This is a genomic window from Streptomyces armeniacus, from assembly GCF_003355155.1.
Classification (GTDB): Bacteria; Actinomycetota; Actinomycetes; order Streptomycetales; family Streptomycetaceae; genus Streptomyces; species Streptomyces armeniacus.
Window position 1 is genome coordinate 7852575 of sequence record NZ_CP031320.1, and the last position, 15285, is coordinate 7867859.

A 15285-nucleotide genomic window follows, 5' to 3' on the forward strand; every position below is an offset into this window, starting at 1 on the left:
AGATGTGGTATAAGAGACAGTCAGTACGGACACGCTCGCGGGCAGCCGTTTCGTCGTCTCCCCGCTGGCCGAGGCCACCGCGTCGCTGAAGACCCTCGAACGGGAGACCGCCGCGCACCCCGGCGAACGCGCCTGGCTCGCCGCGCACCTCCCCGCGTACCGGGAACGGAAGGCCGCCGATCCCGTCACCGCCCAGATCGTCGCGGCCGCGCTGGGGCGGAGTTGGAACGCGGACTACCTCACGCCCACGCCCCGCGGCGAGGGCGACCAGCCGTTCGAGGCGGAGGTCGCCCGGATACGGGAGACGGCGCCCGAGGCCGCCCGTACGGACCTCACCGTCTCCCTGGGCGGGCCGCTCCCCGCCCGGCTGCACCGTTCGGACCTGCCGGAACGCACGGCGGACCTCGTCGAGTGGGTGTGGGCGGAGACCGTGCTGCCGTACTGGCCGCGGCGCAGGCGCGTCATCGAGGCCGACATCGTGGCCCGTACGGCGCAGCTGGGCCAGGGCGGCTGGGCGGCCACGCTGGACGACATGCGCCCGGGGATGCGCTGGCTCGGCGAAAGCCGCCTGCAGATCAACACGCACGACTACCCGCCGCACGAACTCGCCGGGGCGCAGATGCTGTTCGTGCCGGTCACGCCGCGGCAGGGGTGGGTCTCGTGGGAGGACCCGGGGGCGTACGGGTCTGAGCCCGCGCCTGCGTACGGGTCTGAGCCCGCGCCTGTGTGCGAGGACGGGCGCGGCAGCGCGTACGGGGGCGGGCGCGGCCGCGCGTACGGGGGCGGGTGCGGCCGCGCGTACGGCCGTGGGCGCGCCGCGCCTCCCCCGCGCTACGCCGTCGTGTACCCGTGCGCGGGCGCACTGGCGGAGGTGGAGCGCGCGCCGGTCCCCGAGGCGCTGGGCGCGCTGCTCGGGCCCGCGCGGGCGCGCGTACTGGCCCTCCTCGACACCCCGAAGAGCACGACCCAGCTGGTGGCGCTGACCGGGCAGCGGCTGGGTTCGGTGGGGCGGCACCTGCGCGTCCTGCTCGACGCCCGGCTCATACGGCGCCGGCGTGCGGGGCGTTCGGTGCTCTACTTCCGTACGGACGCGGGCGAGACGCTGGTCGCCGCCCAGCGCGGGGGCTGAGCGGGCTGAGCCACCGCGGGCAGCGGCCACAACCCGGTTGAGGACGCCCTCGGCCACGACACACGTGCACAAGAGCCGGAGCACCGAGAGCAGCCAACGGCAGCGGGCGAGGCCGGAGGTCAGGCGCCATACGAGGCCCGTGTAGACGGCGACTTCCTCCGTGTTGCCGTTGTTGACCGCGTACTCGCTGAACGGCGTCGGCCCGTCCGGCCACGGCTCGTACAGGCCGGGCCACTGGTGGTCCACGGGCGTGTCGTCGCCCGGCAGGAAGTGGTGGACGTGCAAGCCGCCGGCCGTACGGGCGGCCTCGAAGCGGAGTGGCCGCGGGGCGGTCACGCCCTGCCTCCGCCGCCGCCCTCCGGGGCCCGTGCCTCCGGGGTCCGCGCGTCCGGAGCCGGTACCACGTACACGTACGGCGTCGTCGTGCTCAGCGCCACGAAGCCGAGCCGCCGCAGGATCGGACTGCTCTGGCTGGACGCGTCGACCTGGAGGTAGCGGTAGCCGCGCTCGGCGGCGATACGTGCGCGGTACGCGATCAGGGCCTTGTAGATGCCGCGCCCGCGCCACTCCGGCACCGTGCCGCCGCCCCACAGCCCGGCGAACTCCGTACCGGGCAGCAGATCCATCCGCGCCGCGCACACGGGCACGTCACCGGCCATCGCGACGACCGCCGCCAGCGTGTCGGGGGCGGCGGCGAGTTGGGCGAGCAGTTCCGTACGGAGCCGGAGGCGGCCGGCGCCGAAGGCGCGGTCGTGTACGGCCGCCATCAGCTCCACGCCCGCTTCGTCGGTCACGGGGCGCAGCCGTACGCCGTCGGGCAATCCGACGGCGGAGGGCAGCTCCCGTACGGGGGCGACGAGCAGCGTCTCCTCGGGCTCGGGCGTGAACCCGGCCGCCAGCAGGCGCTGTCCGAGGTCGGCGGGCGCGTCGTGGGAGTAGACCTTCCACTCGAACTCGGAGGGCGCGGCTCCCGTCCGGGCCGCCTCGGTGAAGTACCGCACTTGGGCGGCGATCGCGGCGTCGGCGGTGTCCGCGTCCAGCCCGGACCAGATGACGCCGGACCAGCCGCCGTCCGTACCGATCTGCCGGACGACTCCGTACGGGTCGTGCTCGACGCGTACGCCCGGCCCTTCCCGTACGCCCCGCCGCATCTGCGCGTCGAACATCGCCCGTACCGCGTCACTGTCCATGCGCCACACCCGAGCAGGGCGGATGACCGACGGCAACCGGATTTCCCGAGCCGCCCCCGCCCGAAGCGGCCCGCTCCCGGCCACGGGAGACGTGCCGGTCGCCACCGGCCCGCGGGGCCGGGCAGGGTACGCGGCGTACACACCGTGCACGCTGCGTGACCGTCCGCCCCGGTGTGACCGACGTCAAAGGTTTGGCGCCCGTGCCCGCCGCAGGGCAGGGTAGGGGGAGCAGCAGAACGCACAAGGACACAAGCCACGCGTACGCGCCGCGCGCGCCGCGGTACGCGGGTCACCACAGGTCACAGCACGGACAGCAGAAGGAGCCCCATGAGGATCGGGATCGTCGGAGCCACCGGTCAGGTCGGCGGTGTGATGCGCGAGATTCTGGCCGAGCGGAACTTCCCGGTCGACGAGCTGCGGCTGTTCGCCTCGGCCCGCAGCGCCGGACGTACGCTGCCCTGGCGCGGCACAGGCGGCAGCACCGGCGCGGGCAGTGCCGCCGGAGAGGTCACCGTCGAGGACGCGGCCACGGCCGACTACTCCGGCCTGGACATCGTGCTGTTCTCGGCCGGCGGCGCGACCTCCAAGGCGCTCGCCGAGAAGGTCGCCGCGCAGGGCCCCGTCGTGATCGACAACTCCTCCGCCTGGCGGCTCGACCCCGACGTGCCCCTCGTGGTCTCCGAGGTCAACCCGGACGCCACCCGCCGGCGCCCCAAGGGCATCATCGCCAACCCGAACTGCACCACCATGGCCGCCATGCCCGTGCTGCGCCCGCTGCACGCCGAGGCCGGGCTGACGGCGCTGGTCGTCGCCTCGTACCAGGCGGTGTCCGGCAGCGGCCTCGCCGGCGTCGCGGAGCTGGACGAGCAGGCGCGCAAGGCGGTGGAGAGCGACGCGACGCGGCTGGCGTTCGACGGCGGGGCGGTGGACTTCCCGGAGCCGGAGAAGTACGTGCGGCCGATCGCGTTCAACGTGCTGCCGCTCGCGGGCTCGATCGTGGACGACGGGCTGGGCGAGACCGACGAGGAGCAGAAGCTCCGCAACGAGAGCCGGAAGATCCTCGACATTCCCGGTCTGAAGGTGTCCGGCACCTGCGTACGGGTGCCCGTCTTCACCGGCCACTCCCTCCAGGTCAACGCCCGCTTCGAGCGGCCGCTCAGCGCGCGGCGCGCGGCCGAACTGCTCGCGGACGCGCCGGGCGTGGAGCTGTCCGACGTCCCGACGCCGCTCGAGGCGGCCGGCCGGGACGCGAGCTACGTCGGCCGCATCCGCAGCGACGAGACGGCGGAGAACGGGCTGTCGCTGTTCCTCAGCAACGACAACCTGCGCAAGGGCGCGGCGCTCAACACCGTGCAGATCGCGGAGCTGATCGCGGCCGAGCTGCGCTGAAGCGGCGGCGGCTGAGCGGCGGCGTACGACGCCGCGGGCGGCGGCCAGGACCGTAAAGGCACCGCCGCCCGCCAGCCGTCCGCCGCGAGCCGCCGGCGATCGAGCGGATCGAGCGGTCGAACACGCCATGGACGTTCCTCACTCGCTCCAGTGCTCTGAGAGCGCCCGGGCGTTGAGTGTGTGGGGGTGGTCGGGCCCCAGCACGCGCGCCCGGTCCGCGGCGAGCTCGGCGAACAGCCGCGCCGCCTCGGTGTCCGCCCCCGTGTCCCCCGTGTACCAGGCTTGGTCGTAGCGGGCGTTGAGGGTGTCCGGGTGGTCGGGCCCCAGCACGCGCGCCCGGTCCGCGGCCAGCCCGGCGAACAGCCGCGCCGCCTCCGCGTGCTCCCCCGCCTCGCCCACCTCACGGGCATGGTCGCTGCGGCGGTCCAGGTCTCGTTCTGGTGCGCTGTGTTCGGTGTACGGCGCGGTGGCCGTCGTGGCGCGGGTCTGGATGAGGGTCGTTACGGCGTGGGGCCACGGCGGGGTGCCGGGGAGGGCGGCAGGCGGGTCCCAGTGGGAGGTGAGCCGGGCGAGGAGTTGCGCCGGAGTGGGCCGGTCGGCTGGGTTCTTGGCCAGGCACGCGCTGACCAGGGCGCGTAGCGGATCCGTCAGCCGGTCCAGTCGCGGCTCGCCGGCGAGGACGCGCTGGAGGACCACCAGTGGCGGGCCTTGACCGAAGGGCTCGCTGCCGGTGGCGGCGAACGCGAGCAGGGCGCCGAGGGAGAAGACGTCGCTGGGCGGCCCGACATGGCCGCCTTGGGCTTGTTCCGGGGGCATGAAGCCGGGCGTACCCACGGTCGTGCCGGTTCTGGTCAGCGCGGTGGCGTCCATCGCGCGGGCGATCCCGAAGTCGATCACGCGCGGGCCGTCCGCGGCCAGCAACACGTTGGACGGCTTGAGATCGCGGTGGAGCAGACCCTCGGCGTGGATCGCCTGCAGCGCCTCGGCAAGCCCGGCCGCCAGCGGCCACACCGACCCGTCCGGCAGCGGGCCGGCCTCGGCTATGGCCTCGGCCAGGGATGGCCCGGGTACGTAGCTCGTCGCGATCCACGGCGGATCGTCGTCCGGTCCGGCTGCCACCACCGGCGCGGTGTACGCGCCACTGACAGCCTGCGCGGCGGCCACCTCCAGGCGGAAGCGTTGCCGGAGCTCAGCCTGCCTGGCCAAGTGGGGATGCACGACCTTCACCGCCACCGCCCGCCCACCCGGCGACCGGCCCAGAAACCTGTCCCTTCTCCACATCTGCAGCTGCCGCCCAACGCTCAGGTGTAGAGCCCGGTCGTGGTCACGGTAAGATACTGGATAGGTGTGATTGGCGCCAGTGTGAGATGCTGCGCGTTATGTATACCACAGCCTTGATGGGCAGCGTGAGATGTGGATAGGGGCCGGTCGGGCACCAGCCCGTACGTCCGTGGCCCACGGCCGTACGGGCGGGTGCCGTACGGGCGGGTGCCGTACGGGCGGGTGCGCGCGCCGCAGCGGGGGCCGGTGCCGTGCGGGCCGCCGCCGTACGGTCGAAGGTCACCGCCGCGGCCAGCAACGCCCGGTCGAACGCGCCCCGTTGCGGCGTGTCCGAAGCAGGGCTGGGAAGGGCGCCGGGGGCGGAATCGGCGCGTACGGCCGCGGCAAGCCGTCGCGGTCCCTCCGCCACCCGGCGCGGCAGCGGCCGTCCCTCCCACAGAAGCGCGATGCTCGCTTCGGAGAGGGCGGCCGCCGCGTCGAGACGTTCCGCGAGCGGGCCCGGAACGGGGTACGGAACGGCGTAACCGCGGCCGCCGGGGCAACCGGTTGCCCCGGGCGCCCCGGCGTGCCCGGACACGGACTGTGACCGGACTCTCCTGGCGGACAGCCGCCGGGAGCGGCATGCTGTCGCTGGACAGTCAATCGATCAGGCTCGCGTGCCCGGACAGCGCCGTTCAGCAGGCAGGCAGCACACACAGCAGACATTCAGCCAGCAGTCAGTCAGCAGACAGCAGACGCGGCTCGTCAGGAGAAGTCAGCTCGTATGTTCTCGAAGGTCTTGGTCGCCAACCGCGGCGAAATCGCCATCCGCGCCTTCCGCGCCTCCTACGAACTGGGCGCGGGCACCGTGGCCGTGTTCCCGTACGAGGACCGCAACTCGCCCCACCGCCTCAAGGCCGACGAGGCGTACCAGATCGGCGCGCCCGGTCACCCCGTACGCGCCTACCTGTCCGTGGACGAGGTGATCGGCGCGGCACGGCGGGCCGGTGCCGACGCCGTGTACCCCGGCTACGGCTTCCTCTCCGAGAACCCCGACCTCGCCGCCGCCTGCGCCGCCGAGGGCATCACCTTCGTCGGCCCGCCCACCCACGTGCTGGAGCTGACCGGCGACAAGGCGCGCGCCATCGCCGCCGCCAGGGCGGCCGGGCTGCCGGTGCTGGACTCGAGCGCGCCGTCGCGCGACGTCGAGGAGCTGCTGGCGGCGGCGGAGTCGATGCAGTTCCCGGTGTTCGTGAAGGCCGTCGCGGGCGGCGGCGGGCGCGGCATGCGCCGGGTCGCGGAGCGCGAGCAGCTGCGGGAGGCGATCGAGGCGGCGGCGCGGGAGGCGGAGTCCGCGTTCGGCGACGCGACCGTCTTCCTGGAGCAGGCGGTGGTCGATCCGCGCCACATCGAGGTGCAGATCCTGGCCGACACGCACGGCGACGTGATCCACCTGTACGAGCGGGACTGCAGCGTGCAGCGCCGCCACCAGAAGGTCGTCGAGCTGGCCCCGGCCCCCAACCTGGACCCCGAGCTGCGCGCACGGATCTGCGCGGACGCCGTGGCCTTCGCCCGCGAGATCGGCTACACCTGCGCGGGCACCGTCGAGTTCCTCGTCGACGCCCGCGGCAACCACGTCTTCATCGAGATGAACCCGCGCATCCAGGTCGAGCACACCGTGACCGAGGAGGTCACGGACGTCGACCTGGTGCAGTCGCAGCTGCGCATCGCCGCCGGCGAGTCGCTGGCCGACCTCGGGCTGCGGCAGGACCGGATCGTGCTGCGCGGCTCCGCGCTCCAGTGCCGCATCACCACCGAGGACCCCGCCAACGGCTTCCGGCCCGACACCGGCCGCATCACCGCGTACCGCTCGCCGGGCGGCGCGGGCGTACGGCTCGACGGCGGTACGAACCTGGGCGCCGAGGTGGCCGCGCACTTCGACTCGATGCTGGTCAAACTCACCTGCCGGGGCCGGGACTTCGGCACCGCGGTGGCGCGGGCGCGGCGTGCCGTCACCGAGTTCCGGATCAGGGGCGTGGCGACGAACATCCCGTTCCTCCAGGCGCTGCTGGACGAGCCGGACTTCCGCTCCGGGCAGGTCACGACGTCGTTCATCGAGCAGCACCCGGGGCTGCTGACGCGGCGCGGCTCGGCGGACCGCGGCACGCGCATCCTCGAGTACCTCGCGGACATCACCGTCAACAAGCCGCACGGCGAACGCCCCGCCACCGTTCCCCCGTACGAGAAGCTGCCGCGCAACGGGCTGGACGCGCCCGTGCCGGACGGTTCACGGCAGCGGCTGCTGGCGCTCGGCCCCGAGGGGTTCGCCGCGGATCTGCGCGAGCGGAGCGCGCTCGGCGTCACGGACACCACGTTCCGTGACGCGCACCAGTCGCTGCTGGCGACCCGCGTCCGTACGAAGGACCTGCTGGAGGTGGCGGGCCATGTCGCCCGCAGCACACCCGAGTTGCTGTCGGTGGAGGCGTGGGGCGGCGCGACGTACGACGTGGCGCTCCGTTTCCTGTACGAGGACCCGTGGGAGCGGCTGGCGGCGCTGCGCGAGGCGATCCCCAACGTCTGCCTCCAGATGCTGCTGCGCGGCCGCAACACCGTCGGCTACACGCCGTATCCGGAACGGGTGACGCGGGCCTTCGTACAGGAGGCCGCGGACACCGGGATCGACATCTTCCGGATCTTCGACGCGCTGAACAACGTCGACCAGATGCGCCCCGCCATCGACGCCGTACGGGAGACCGGCACGGCCGTCGCCGAGGTCGCCCTGAGCTACACCGGCGACCTCTCCGACCCCCGCGAGGACCTCTACACCCTCGACTACTACCTGCGGCTCGCCGAGCGGATGGTCGAGGCCGGGGCGCACGTCCTGGCCGTCAAGGACATGGCCGGGCTGCTGCGCGCACCCGCCGCCCGTACCCTCGTCGGCGCCCTGCGCTCGAACTTCGGCCTGCCCGTGCACATCCACACCCACGACACGCCCGGCGGCCAGCTCGCGTCGTACCTCGCGGCGTGGGAGGCGGGCGCCGACGCCGTCGACGGCGCCTCCGCCGCGCTGGCGGGCACCACCAGCCAGCCGGCGCTGTCCGCGATCGTCGCCGCCGCCGCGCACACCGAGCGCGACACGGGCCTCGACCTGGACGCGGTGTGCGACCTGGAGCCGTACTGGGAGGCCGTACGCCGCGTCTACGCCCCCTTCGAGTCGGGGCTGCCCGCGCCGACCGGCCGCGTGTACGAGCACGAGATCCCCGGCGGCCAGCTCTCCAACCTCCGTCAGCAGGCCATCGCGCTCGGCCTCGGCGACCGCTTCGAGGACATCGAGGCGGCGTACGCGGGCGCCGACCGGCTGCTGGGCCGACTGGTCAAGGTCACCCCGAGCTCGAAGGTCGTCGGCGACCTGGCACTGGCGCTGGTCGGCGCCGGGGTGTCCACCGAGGAGTTCGCGGCCGACCCGGCGCGCTTCGACATCCCCGGCTCGGTGATCGGCTTCCTGCGCGGCGAGTTGGGCGACCCGCCCGGCGGCTGGCCGGAACCGCTGCGCACCCGCGCGCTCACCGGGCGGGCGGCCGCGCCGGAGGAGCAGGCGCTGACCGAGGAGGAGGGCAAGCGGCTCGAAGGCACGTCCGGGGAGCGCCAGAGCACCCTGAACGGACTCCTCTTCCCCGGCCCCGCCCGGGACTTCACCGACCACCGCGACCGCTACGGCGACACCACCCCGCTCTCCAGCGACCTCTTCTTCTACGGCCTCCACCACGGCGAGGAGCACAAGGTCACGCTGGCACCCGGCGTCCAGCTCCTCATCGGCCTGGAGGCGATCTCCGAGGCCGACGAGCGCGGCATGCGGACCGTGATGTGCATCCTCAACGGGCAGCTGCGGCCCGTTCAGGTACGGGACCGGGCGGTGGCCAGCGAGGTCCCCGTCGCGGAGAAGGCCGACAAGAACGACCCCGGGCACGTGCCCGCGCCGTTCGCCGGCGTGGTCACGCTGGCGGTACGCGAGGGCGCGGAGGTCGAGGCGGGCGACACCATCGGCACCATCGAGGCGATGAAGATGGAGGCGGCGATCACCGCACCGACGGGCGGCACGGTGGGGCGTATCGCGATCTCGCCGGTGGCGCAGGTGGAGGGCGGGGACCTGCTGATCGTGCTGGCGTGAGCGTGCTGGTGATCGTCGCCTGTGCGTGTGCGTGTGCCTGTCGCGGGCCTGTGCCTGTGCGTGCTCTTGCGGGCCCGTGCGTGCCTGTGCGTGCCTGTGCGTGCCTGACGGCCGGTTCAGGGCCTGACGGCCGGTTCAGGCGACGATCGCCAGCAGAGACGTCGCCGCCTCGGTCAGCCCGGCGTCACCGCTGAGCTCGGAGCGGCGGCGCGCCTCCTCGGGCGTGATCCCGCGGGTGGCCAGCCGCCACAGCACGTCCTGGTCCATGGCGACACGCGCCGTGTCCCTGGCGGCGGCCCGGTCCGCCGCGGCCCCCGTGGCGAGGGCCCAGCGGCCCACGCTCCGTACGGCCGTCCACGTGCCGCCCGCCGGGCCGGTGACGTCGAACCGTACGGAGGTGCCGTCCGGGCCGCCCCGGTCGCGCAGCGCGTACGGCAGCCCGCGCAGGAACGCGTCCACGACCGGCCCGAGCAGGTCCGGGCCGTCCGCGCCCGGCCGCCCGACCGCGTCACGGATCTGCTGCTGGTGCACCCAGTGCTCGGTGTACTCGCGGGCGATGTCCAGCCACGCGGGCACGTCCTCGCCGGGCGGGGCCGCCCACGAGACGCTGAGCGCGGCGGGCGCGTCGAGGCGCTGGGCCGCCCACAGGGCGTCGAGCTGCGGACCGAGGTGACCGAGCAGCTCGGTCAGCACGCGAGGGCTGAGCTGGCGGGCGGCGGTCACGAACTCGCCGTTGGTCCGGTTCACGTACGAGGGCAGCGTCTCGTCGTTGGTGAACACCGCGCCGGGGTGGCCGTCGCGGCTGCCGGAGAGGCGGCGCAGATAGTCGTTGAGCAGATGCGCGACGACGTCGTGCACGTCCCAGCCGGGGCAGACGGTGGGGCGCGACCAGTCCGCGGGGTCGAGCGCGCCGAGCAGCGCGAGGAGCGCGGCGTTGGGGGTGCGAGTGCGGGTAGCCGAGCGCGTCTCGGTCCTCCTGGCGGGGATCGAGGCGAAAGCGGATCGGATCGTTCACTGAGCCCTCCTTGGTTGCTCTCCGTGCGCATCTCTGCCTACGGAGGGGTCCTTCGACTCGACCCCAAGTAACCTCCGACGGGGAGCGTGTGGCGAGGTGGCTCACAATTGGTTTTTTTTTTTTGCACCGGGGGCTTGCTCGGCTCCGGCTCCGGCTCGGGCGGGGGCTTCGGCTTGGGCTCCGGTTCAGGTTCCGGTTTGGGCTTGGGCTTGGGTTCCGGTTCGGCCGGCTCAGGAGGCGCGGGGGCGGGCTTGTCCGGCTTGTTGCCCGGCGGCGGGGCGCCCGGCGCCGGCTTCTCGGGCGGCTGGGACGCGGCCGGCGGCTTGGCCTCCGGCTTCTCCGGCTTGGCGTCGTTGCCCGTCATCGCCATCGCGGCGGCGACGGCCGCGGCCGTCACCGCACCGACGGCGATGCCGACCTTCGCGGGCGTGCCCAGACCCTCCGAGGCCGCGCCGCCCGCGGCACCGCCGGAACCCGCCGCGCCCGTGCCGGCGCTGCCGCTCGCGGCCGCCGCGGCGCCCGCACCGGCGGCCGCCGTCGCGCTGCTGCCGCCGCCGAGCAGCGCCCCGAACGCCTTGGCGCCGCCCGCTGCCCCGAACCAGCCGATGAAGGCGACCGGCACGAGGATACGGATCTGGCTGTTGAGGTCCTTGACCTCCAGCGCGGCCGTGCGGCACTTGGCGCACTCCTCCAGGTGCTTGCGCAGCCCGCGCTCCGCCCGCATCCGGAGCCCGCCGCGCGCGTACGCACCGAGCCGGTCGGCGTAGCGCGCGCAGTCGCCACCTGCCGTGAGGCTGTGACTCACGTGCGCCTGGAGGTACGCCTGCTTGAGCTTCTCGCGCGCCCGGTGCGCGAGGACGGCGGTTGCGTTGTCCGAGAGGCCCAGCAGCGGCGCGACGTCCTTGGGCGACTCGTCCTCGACGGTCGTGTGCCACAGCACCGTCTGGTACTTCTCCGGCAGGCTGCGGAACGCCTGCACCGCCAGCGAGCGGTCCGCCTCCCGCATCGCGCGCACGTCCGCGCCCAGGTCCTGCGTGTCCTCGTCGGTGGCGGTGGAGCTGTGCGCCGCCGACTGCGCGAACACCGCGAAGTCCTCGACGAGTTGCTCACGCTTGGCCGTCTTGGTCCAGGCGGCGGCGACGCGCCGTACGGACGTCAGCAGGTACGCGCGCACGGCCGTGTCGGGGCCGGAGCCGCCCCGCACCGCCTGCAGAGTGCGGGCGAAGACCTCGTTGGTGAGGTCGTCGGCGGTGTGCGAGTCCCGGCAGCACGTACGGGCGTACCGCCGGACGGCTTCCGAGTGGCGGCGGTACAGCTCGTCGTACGCCTCGGTGTCACCGCCGCGCATGCGCGCCACGAGGGCCGAGTCGGGCAGCTCCCCGCCGGGCAGCTTCCCGCCGGCGGCCCGCTGCTGCGGAACGGACGGCCCGCCGCCCGGCTGCGTGCTGTCGCCGCCGCCCGACGGCTCGGTGTCGTCACCGCCGCCCGGGTCCGCCGGCGTTACCGGTGCGGCCTCGTCGCTCGGTCCGCCCTGCCCGGGCACTGTGGCGGAAAGGGGCAGGGTCGGCTCGTCGTCCGCTCCGCCGCCGTCCGTACTCTGTGGGTCTCCACGCCCGTCAACGCCCATAGCGGGCACCCCCCGAAGATGCTGTTGCCACCGAACTCTGGGTAAGGGTGCCACAGGGAGACGCCCGGGGACCGGCAATGCAAAGCATCCACCCGTCCCGGGTGAATTGCTCCCGGTCGCCCGCGCACTCACCCGTACGGGTGCTTCGGGCGTTCCGCCGCCGTACGCCGGCCGCCCGGCGTCAACGCCCGTACGTCAACTGCCCGCGCGCAACAGCCGACCGCCGAGACCACCGAGACAGCTGAAACCACCGACCGCCGAGGCCGCCGAGGCCGCCGAGGCCGCCGAGACCGCGGACCGCGCCGGACGGCCTCAGGTGCTCGGGCGTGACCGCAGGCCCTCCAGCAGGATGTCCAGCAGCCGGTTCGATGCCGCGGCCTGTTGCGTCGCGTCGGGAAGCATCGGCGCCGCCGTCGCTATCACCAGCAGCACGTCGCCGACCGTCACGTCCGGGCGGAGCTCGCCCGCGGACCGTGCCCGATCGACCAACTGCCCCACCACCTCGAGCAGTTCGGCCGCGCCCGAGTCGTCGTCCGCGAGATCGAAGTCGCCCGGCCGCTGCTGCGCGTCCCGGCCGTTCGCGATCTGCGCGCCCGCGCCCAGGCCGTCGTCGTCCAGCGCCCCGTGCTCCACCTCGGGCGTGATGCGCGGCTCCATCAGCCGCAGCCCGTTCTGCCCGTCCACGCCGCTCTGGCGCTGTATGGGCACGCGGGTGCCGCCGTCGAAGCGGTCGCCCACGTCCACCGAGCCGGTGTCCACGGCCGAGACCGCGCCCGTGCCCGGCCCGCCGGCCCCGCCGGTGCCCGTGTCCTCGTCGGCCGTCCCCGTGCGCAGTATCCGCGGCGGCAGCAGCCGCCCCGCGCCCGAAGCGACGGACGTGCGCAGGAACCTGGACAGCGCGGCCCAGGGCTGCTCTTCGTGGCCGAGCGCGGCCTGTGCCTGCTCGGTGAGCCGGGCCGTCTCCTCTTCCGCGATGCGCCGGACGAGCACGTCCTTGCTCGGGAACCTGCGGTAGACCGTCCCGACACCGACCCGTGCCCGCCGCGCCACGTCCTCCATCGGCGCGCCGTACCCCAGCTCGCCGAAGACCTCACGTGCCGCGCGTAGAACGTGCTCGAGATTGCGCTGGGCGTCGACCCGCAGCGGCGTCGAGCGCGAAGAGTCCTGAATCCCCTGAATGTGCATTGTTGTTCCCCCGGTAATGAATGTCTCCCCCCGGAGACCCCCGCCCTTTTTGTGATCGGTGGCGCGGTCAGCCCAAAAACGCCCCCGTCGGGTTACGAACATAGTTGAGGCCACGTCAAGAGAGAAGGGGGGCTCTTCTGCGCATCCTCGGCCCCGATTGGAGTATGTGCTGGCGCAGGCGCTGAAGGGCCCGTCCGGCACCCCGCTCCACCCCGTCTGACCTGCGCCGATTCCTCCATGCCCAGGAACCGGGGCGAAACGGACCATGTGCCTCCGCTAGTCATACAATTCGCTGGACCTGTGGACAAACACCGGGCCTGGGGTGCGTCATGGACAGGTGACGAAGGAACCCGTGCGCATTCTCGTGGTCGGCGGCGGCTATGTTGGCATGTACACCGCTCTCAGCCTCCAGCGATCGCTGAAACAGCAGCTCATACGTGGTGAGACGCAGATCGTCGTGGTCGACCCCGAGCCGTACATGACGTACCAGCCCTTCCTGCCCGAGGCCGCCGCAGGATCCATCTCCCCACGTCACGTCGTCGTGCCGCTCCGGCGCACGCTGTCCAGATGCCAGGTCGTCATCGGCGAGGTCAAGGCCATCGACCACGCCGAACGGACCGCCACCATCGAGACCCTGGCGACCGCCGAAGAGGGCACCGACGCCATCGAGATGCCGTACGACGAACTCGTCCTGGCGCCCGGCTCCATCTCCCGCACCCTCCCCGTCCCCGGTCTCGCCGAGCACGGCATCGGCTTCAAGACCGTCGAGGAGGCCATCGGGCTGCGCAACCACGTGCTCGAACAGCTCGACATCGCCTCCTCGACCCGCAACCCGGAGGTACGCGACGCCGCGCTCACCTTCGTCTTCGTCGGCGGCGGCTACGCGGGCGTCGAAGCGCTCGCCGAACTCGAGGACATGGCCCGCTACGCCTGCCGCTACTACCACAACCTCCAGCCCGACGACGTGCGGTTCCTGCTGGTGGAGGCGAGCGACCGGATCCTCCCCGAGGTCGGCGCGGAGATGGGCGCGTACGCCCTGCGCGAACTGCGCGGCCGCAACATCGACGTACGTCTCGAGACCCGGCTCGACACCTGTGAGAAGCGCGTCGCCGTCCTCAGCGACGGCTCCCGGCACCCCACCCGCACCCTGGTGTGGACCGCGGGCGTCAAGCCGCACCCGATCCTGGCCGCCACGGGCCTGCCGCTCAACGAGCGCGGCCGGCTGCGGTGTACGGCGCAACTGCGGGTCGACGGCACCGAGCACGCCTGGTCCGCCGGCGACGCCGCCGCCGTGCCCGACCTGGCCGCGCGCGCGAAGGGCGACGACGGCGCCGAGTGCGCGCCGAACGCGCAGCACGCCGTACGGCAGGCGCGCCGGCTCGCGGAGAACATCGCGGCCACACTCAAGGGCGAGGAACCCGCCGACTACCGGCACTCCTACGCGGGTTCCGTCGCCTCCCTCGGTCTGCACAAGGGCGTCGCCCACGTGTACGGCCGCAAGCTCAAGGGCTATCCGGCCTGGTTCATGCACCGCGCGTACCACCTGAGCCGCGTGCCCACGTTCAACCGCAAGGCACGGGTGCTGGCCGAGTGGACGCTGGCGGGGCTCTTCAAACGGGAGATCGTTTCGCTGGGGTCGCTCGAACATCCGCGCGCGGAGTTCGAGCTCGCCGCCGGCACCGGCAGACATCCCGAAGCGAGCTGACGGAACTCCCGGCCGCGCAGCGGCGTCTGAGGGGTGTCAGTGCCGTGGGCCACACTGGACATGTGACCATGGGTGGGGCCGTATCTGCGAAGAGTGATAGTCGTGATCAGCAGCACTGGCATCTCAGACACGACCAACGCGAACGACGCGGACAACGCGATCGGCGCGAACGACGCGACGCACAGGACAAACGCGAGGAATCGGACGACGTGAACTTCACGCGCTGGAGCGCCCGACTGCCCGGCACACAGCGGCGCAGCGCCGCCGCCCAGGCAGCGACCAAGGCGACGAAGGCGGCGAAGGCGGCGAAGACGACGAAGGCCGCGAAGTCGGCCAAGGTGGCGAAGGGAGCCAAGACAGCGAAGCCGGCGAAGGCGGCCAAGACCCGGCAGCCGTCGGGGACGTACGGCCCCGCGCCCGACCCGGAGCCCGACGGCGCCGACACCGGACCGGCCACCGGCACCGTCCCCGCCGCCCGCGGCACGGGCTCCGACGGGTGCGCCCAAGAGGCGCCCGCCGGCGCCCTCCTGGAGCCCGGCCCCGCGGAGACCGAGGCACACCCGGCGAGCACCGGGGCCGACGAGGCCGGCGCGGCCGTACGGGACGACCCGCCTCTT

General features: G+C 73.4%; 8 protein-coding genes and 2 pseudogenes. 5 read left to right on the forward strand and 5 right to left on the reverse strand.

Annotated features, from left to right (window positions below; all coding sequences use genetic code 11):
• Window positions 1–64: 64 nt before the first annotated feature.
• On the forward strand, window positions 65–1129 hold the full coding sequence (locus DVA86_RS33935) for a helix-turn-helix domain-containing protein (RefSeq protein WP_208885552.1): 1065 nt from the start codon (window positions 65–67) through the stop codon (window positions 1127–1129).
• A gap of 332 nt (window positions 1130–1461) precedes the next feature.
• Here the strand turns inward: DVA86_RS33935 and DVA86_RS33940 are convergent, their stop codons facing one another.
• Window positions 1462–2319 carry a GNAT family N-acetyltransferase gene (locus tag DVA86_RS33940; RefSeq protein WP_208884037.1) on the reverse strand — a complete coding sequence of 286 codons (858 nt, stop codon included), beginning with the start codon at window positions 2317–2319 and terminating at the stop codon, window positions 1462–1464.
• A 327-nt stretch (window positions 2320–2646) separates the two neighbouring features.
• On the opposite strand from DVA86_RS33940, the gene DVA86_RS33945 reads away from it, so the two are divergent.
• Window positions 2647–3708 (forward strand): aspartate-semialdehyde dehydrogenase, encoded by a 1062-nt coding sequence (locus DVA86_RS33945; RefSeq protein ID WP_208884038.1) that lies wholly within the window; start codon window positions 2647–2649, stop codon window positions 3706–3708.
• A gap of 138 nt (window positions 3709–3846) precedes the next feature.
• On the opposite strand, the gene DVA86_RS33950 is transcribed toward DVA86_RS33945, so the two are convergent.
• Complete coding sequence (locus tag DVA86_RS33950; protein ID WP_425470960.1) at window positions 3847–4914, reverse strand: serine/threonine-protein kinase; 1068 nt, start codon at window positions 4912–4914, stop codon at window positions 3847–3849.
• 838 nt (window positions 4915–5752) lie between these two features.
• Between DVA86_RS33950 and DVA86_RS33955 the strand changes: the two genes are divergently transcribed.
• A complete protein-coding gene (locus DVA86_RS33955) occupies window positions 5753–9136 on the forward strand; it encodes a pyruvate carboxylase (RefSeq protein ID WP_208884041.1) in 3384 nt (1127 codons plus the stop codon).
• Window positions 9137–9271: 135 nt separating this feature from the next.
• Here the strand turns inward: DVA86_RS33955 and DVA86_RS33960 are convergent, their stop codons facing one another.
• The 3 genes and pseudogenes from DVA86_RS33960 to DVA86_RS33970 form a co-directional block, all read right to left on the reverse strand.
• The gene (locus tag DVA86_RS33960) at window positions 9272–10123 is read right to left on the reverse strand and encodes a maleylpyruvate isomerase family mycothiol-dependent enzyme (RefSeq protein ID WP_208885554.1); all 852 of its coding nucleotides are present in this window, start codon (window positions 10121–10123) and stop codon (window positions 9272–9274) included.
• 122 nt (window positions 10124–10245) lie between these two features.
• Window positions 10246–11778, reverse strand: a pseudogene (locus tag DVA86_RS33965) (sigma-70 family RNA polymerase sigma factor); the annotation flags it as partial.
• 312 nt (window positions 11779–12090) lie between these two features.
• The gene (locus DVA86_RS33970; protein WP_208884044.1) at window positions 12091–12963 is read right to left on the reverse strand and encodes a TetR/AcrR family transcriptional regulator; all 873 of its coding nucleotides are present in this window, start codon (window positions 12961–12963) and stop codon (window positions 12091–12093) included.
• A 388-nt stretch (window positions 12964–13351) separates the two neighbouring features.
• Here DVA86_RS33970 and DVA86_RS33975 point away from each other — a divergent pair, with 388 nt between their 5' ends.
• Together DVA86_RS33975 and DVA86_RS33980 are read left to right on the forward strand one after the other, a co-directional pair.
• Entirely contained in the window at window positions 13352–14668 is a 1317-nt protein-coding gene (locus DVA86_RS33975) for an NAD(P)/FAD-dependent oxidoreductase (RefSeq protein WP_208885561.1), read from the forward strand.
• Window positions 14669–14877: 209 nt separating this feature from the next.
• A pseudogene (locus DVA86_RS33980) lies at window positions 14878–15285 on the forward strand (hypothetical protein); the annotation flags it as partial.